This is a genomic window from Orenia metallireducens (assembly GCF_001693735.1).
GTDB lineage: Bacteria > Bacillota > Halanaerobiia > Halobacteroidales > Halobacteroidaceae > Orenia > Orenia metallireducens.
In genome coordinates, this window is the sequence record NZ_LWDV01000012.1 from 1 (window position 1) to 5,209 (window position 5,209).

Genomic DNA, 5,209 nt, shown 5'->3' on the forward strand with positions numbered 1-5,209 from the left:
AGAATTCGCCCTTAGAGTTTGATCCTGGCTCAGGACGAACGCTGGCGGCGTGCTTAACACATGCAAGTTGAACGCGAAAGTTTTCTTCGGAAAACAAGTAGAGTAGCGGACGGGTGAGTAACGCGTGGGTAATCTACCTTTAAGTTAGGAATAACTTTTCGAAAGAGGAGCTAATACCTAATAATCTCTTACGAGCAAAGATGGCTTCTTCTTAGCTATCGCTTAAAGATGAGCCTGCGTCCCATTAGCTTGTTGGTGAGGTAAAAGCTCACCAAGGCAACAATGGGTAGCCGACCTGAGAGGGTGATCGGCCACACTGGGACTGAGACACGGCCCAGACTCCTACGGGAGGCTGCAGTGGGGAATCTTCCGCAATGGACGAAAGTCTGACGGAGCAACGCCGCGTGAACGATGAAGGCCTTCGGGTCGTAAAGTTCTGTCCTTTGGGAAGAATACTTTAGTTGCTAATACCAGCTATAGTTGACGGTACCTTTGGAGGAAGCTCTGGCTAACTACGTGCCAGCAGCCGCGGTAATACGTAGAGAGCAAGCGTTGTCCGGAATCATTGGGCGTAAAGGGTACGCAGGCGGTCTATTAAGTCAGAGGTGAAATCCAACAGCTCAACTGTTGAACTGCCTTTGATACTGGTAGACTTGAGGATAAGAGAAGAAAACGGAATTCCTAGTGTAGCGGTGAAATGCGTAGATATTAGGAAGAATACCAATGGCGAAAGCAGTTTTCTAACTTACTCCTGACGCTCAGGTACGAAAGCTAGGGTAGCAAACGGGATTAGATACCCCGGTAGTCCTAGCCGTAAACGATGGATACTAGGTGGTTGGGGGGTTCGACCCCCTCGGTGCCGCAGTTAACGCATTAAGTATCCCGCCTGGGGATTACGACCGCAAGGTTGAAACTCAAAGGAATTGACGGGGGCCCGCACAAGCGGTGGAGCATGTGGTTTAATTCGATGCAACGCGAAGAACCTTACCAGAACTTGACATCCCTGTGACTATTTCTTAATCGAAAGTCTTCCCTTTTGGGAACACAGGTGACAGGTGGTGCATGGCTGTCGTCAGCTCGTGTCGTGAGATGTTGGGTTAAGTCCCGTAACGAGCGCAACCCCTATCCTTAGTTGCCAGCACATAATGGTGGGGACTCTAAGGAGACTGCCGCGGAAAAACGCGGAGGAAGGTGGGGATGACGTCAAGTCATCATGCCCCTTATGTTCTGGGCTACACACGTGCTACAATGGCTTATACAGAGGGTTGCTACACTGTGAAGTGATGCTAATCTCTAAAGTAAGTCTCAGTTCGGATTGCAGGCTGCAACTCGCCTGCATGAAGCTGGAATCGCTAGTAATCGTGGATCAGAATGCCACGGTGAATACGTTCCCGGGCCTTGTACACACCGCCCGTCACACCACCCGAGTCGGGGGCACCAGAAGTCGTCGGCCTAACTTTTAGAAGGAGACGCCGAAGGTGCGTTCGGTAAGGGGGGTGAAGTCGTAACAAGGTAGCCGTACCGGAAGGTGCGGCTGGATCACCTCCTTTCTAAGGAGTCTATAATAACTCCAGTCGAACTTGGTCAAACTGCATTGTTTAGTTTTGAGAGGCTAAATTCTCTTAGTAATATTGTACTTTGAAAATTGCAAAAATAGATTACACAAGCGTCTAGATTAAGTTATTAAGGGCGCACGGTGGATGCCTTGGCGCTAGGAGCCGATGAAGGACGTGGTAAGCTGCGATAAGCCTTGATGAGTTGCACGCAAACTTTGATTCAAGGATTTCCGAATGGGATTACCCAATAGAGTTAATACTCTATTATCTTAAAGTCAATTCATAGCTTTAAGAGGGGAACTGAGTGAACTGAAACATCTTAGTAACTCAAGGAGAAGAAAGCAAACGCGATTCCCTAAGTAGCGGCGAGCGAAAGGGGAATAGCCCAAACTATAATAGTGTCAAACTTATGGGTGTTGCTATTATAGGGTTGTAGGACTATCAGATGTCGCCATAACGACATCATAGTATTGCTTTTATTTAACTGAAGTAGCTGGAAAGTTACACCACAGAAGGTAAAAGTCCTGTAAGTGAAAAGTAAAAGTAAACTAGATAGTATCCTGAGTACCATGAGTCACGTGGAACCTCGTGGGAAGTTAGGAGGACCATCTCCTAAGGCTAAATACTCCCTAGCGACCGATAGTGAACTAGTACCGTGAGGGAAAGGTGAAAAGAACCCCGGAAGGGGAGTGAAATAGAATCTGAAACCGTGTGCCTACAAGCAGTCAGAGGACGTATATAATCAGTCTGATGGCGTGCTTTTTGCATAACGAGCCTGCGAGTTATGGTAAGTGGCGTTAGGTTAAGCTTTGAAGGTGTAGCCGTAGCGAAAGCGAGTCTTAACGGGGCGTTAAGTCGCTTGCCATAGACCCGAAACCGAGTGATCTATCCATGGCCAGGGTGAAGCACGTGTAAGAACGTGTGGAGGCCCGAACCACATTAGCGTTGAAAAGCTATGGGATGAGCTGTGGATAGGGGTGAAAGGCCAATCGAACTCGGAGATAGCTGGTTCTCCTCGAAATAGCTTTAGGGCTAGCCTCAAGTAATTGCAACTTGGCGGTAGAGCACTGATTGGACTAGGGGCCTTCTTAGGTTACCGAATCCAGTCAAACTCCGAACGCTGAGCTTGTTTATCTTGGGAGTCAGACTATGTGGGATAAGCTTCATAGTCGAAAGGGAAACAACCCAGATCGTCAGCTAAGGTCCCTAAGTATGAACTAAGTGGCAAAGGATGTGAGATTGCATAGACAACCAGGATGTTGGCTTAGAAGCAGCCATTCATTTAAAGAGTGCGTAATAGCTCACTGGTCGAGTGGTCTTGCGCTGAAAATGTCCGGGGCTTAAGTTCATCACCGAAGCTACGGATCGAAAGATGGTAGAGGAGCTTTCTATATGGATTGAAGCAGTACCGTAAGGAGCTGTGGACTGTATAGAAGTGATAATGCAGGCATGAGTAACGATAAGATAGGTGAGAATCCTATCCGCCGAAAGTCTAAGGTTTCCTGAGGAAGGCTCGTCCGCTCAGGGTAAGCCGGGACCTAAGCCGAGGCTGAAAGGCGTAGGCGATGGAAAATCGGTTAAAATTCCGATGCCACCTCTTTACCGCTATGAGCAATGGGGTGACGCAGGAGGATATGCTAGCTTGGCAACGGTTTGCCAAGTCGAAGCACTTAGGAGGATAATCCAGGTAAATCCGGACTATCATTAACTCTAAGGTGTGACCGGGAGCTTCTAAGGAAGCGAAGTAGTTGATTCCACACTGCCAAGAAAAGCCTCTAGCCAGGTAAATGGTGCCCGTACCGCAAACTGACACAGGTAGACGAGATGAGAATTCTAAGGCGCGCGAGAGAACCTTCGTTAAGGAACTCGGCAAAATTGCCCCGTAACTTCGGGAGAAGGGGCGCCTCATTAGAGTGCAAGCTCGAAGAGGCCGCAGTGACTGGGCCCAAGCGACTGTTTACCAAAAACACAGGTCTCTGCTAAGACGTAAGTCGATGTATAGGGGCTGACGCCTGCCCGGTGCTGGAAGGTCAAGGGGATGTGTTAGAGTTTAGCTCGAAGCATTGAACTTAAGCCCCAGTAAACGGCGGCCGTAACTATAACGGTCCTAAGGTAGCGAAATTCCTTGTCGGGTAAGTTCCGACCTGCACGAATGGCGCAACGACTTGGGCACTGTCTCAACGAAGGACTCGGTGAAATTGTAGTACCTGTGAAGATGCAGGTTACCCGCGACAGGACGGAAAGACCCCGTGGAGCTTTACTGCAGTCTGATATTGAATTTTGGTACAATATGTACAGCATAAGTGGGAGGCTTTGAAGTCGGCACGCTAGTGTCGGTGGAGCCACAGGTGGGATACCACTCTTATTTTGCTGGAATTCTAACCATGCACTGTTATCCAGTGCTGGGACATTGTCAGATGGGCAGTTTGACTGGGGCGGTCGACTCCTAAAGAGTAACGGAGTCGCCCAAAGGTTCCCTCAGTGCGGTCGGAAATCGCACGAAGAGTGTAAAGGCAGAAGGGAGCTTGACTGCGAGACATACAGGTCGAGCAGGGACGAAAGTCGGGCTTAGTGATCCGACGGTAGAGTATGGAATTGCCGTCGCTCAACGGATAAAAGTTACCCCGGGGATAACAGGCTTATCTCCCCCAAGAGTTCACATCGACGGGGAGGTTTGGCACCTCGATGTCGGCTCGTCGCATCCTGGAGCTGAAGCAGGTTCCAAGGGTTGGGCTGTTCGCCCATTAAAGCGGTACGCGAGCTGGGTTCAGAACGTCGTGAGACAGTTCGGTCCCTATCCGTCGTGGGCGTAGGATATTTGAAGGGATCTGTCCCTAGTACGAGAGGACCGGGATGGACGTACCTCTGGTGTACCAGTTGTCATCCAATGGCATTGCTGGGTAGCTATGTACGGACCAGATAAACGCTGAAAGCATCTAAGCGTGAAACTGACCTTAAGATGAGATATCCCATAGAGTTAATCTAGTAAGACCCCTGATAGACTATCAGGTCGATAGGTCGGAGGTGTAAGAGTGGTAACATTCTCAGCTGACCGATACTAATAGGTCGAGGACTTAATCTAGATTTGTAATCTATTTATGCAATTTTGAAAGTACAATCTTTCAATTTAATATTTCTGGTGGTAATTGCGGAGGGGTCACACCTGTTCTCATTTCGAACACAGCAGTTAAGTCCTCCAGCGCCGATTGTACTGCAGGGGCAGCTCTGTGGGAGCGTAGGTCACTGCCANANGGGCGAATTCTGCAGATATCCATCACACTGGCGGCCGCTCGAGCATGCATCTAGAGGGCCCAATTCGCCCTATAGTGAGTCGTATTACAATTCACTGGCCGTCGTTTTACAACGTCGTGACTGGGAAAACCCTGGCGTTACCCAACTTAATCGCCTTGCAGCACATCCCCCTTTCGCCAGCTGGCGTAATAGCGAAGAGGCCCGCACCGATCGCCCTTCCCAACAGTTGCGCAGCCTATACGTACGGCAGTTTAAGGTTTACACCTATAAAAGAGAGAGCCGTTATCGTCTGTTTGTGGATGTACAGAGTGATATTATTGACACGCCGGGGCGACGGATGGTGATCCCCCTGGCCAGTGCACGTCTGCTGTCAGATAAAGTCTCCCGTGAACTTTACCCGG

1 protein-coding gene, 3 rRNA genes and 1 pseudogene are annotated in these 5,209 nt (G+C 49.4%); all 5 read left to right on the forward strand.

Features of this window, described 5'->3' with window-relative positions; all coding sequences use genetic code 11:
* The first annotated feature begins 6 nt into the window (after nt 1-6).
* Nucleotides 7-1,550 (forward strand): 16S ribosomal RNA (locus U472_RS16030).
* Between the two features lie 123 nt (nt 1,551-1,673).
* Nucleotides 1,674-4,638: ribosomal RNA gene (locus U472_RS16035) — 23S ribosomal RNA — on the forward strand.
* A 53-nt stretch (nt 4,639-4,691) separates the two neighbouring features.
* A 5S ribosomal RNA gene (gene rrf / locus U472_RS16040) occupies nt 4,692-4,807 on the forward strand.
* Together the 16S, 23S and 5S rRNA genes form the textbook arrangement of a ribosomal RNA operon.
* A 95-nt stretch (nt 4,808-4,902) precedes the next feature.
* Nucleotides 4,903-5,046: pseudogene (locus U472_RS17785) on the forward strand (sugar-binding domain-containing protein); the annotation flags it as partial.
* The coding region (locus tag U472_RS17285; RefSeq protein WP_245684834.1) for a CcdB family protein at nt 5,035-5,209 on the forward strand (175 nt) is incomplete at its 3' end. The pseudogene U472_RS17785 and the gene U472_RS17285, both read left to right, overlap by 12 nt.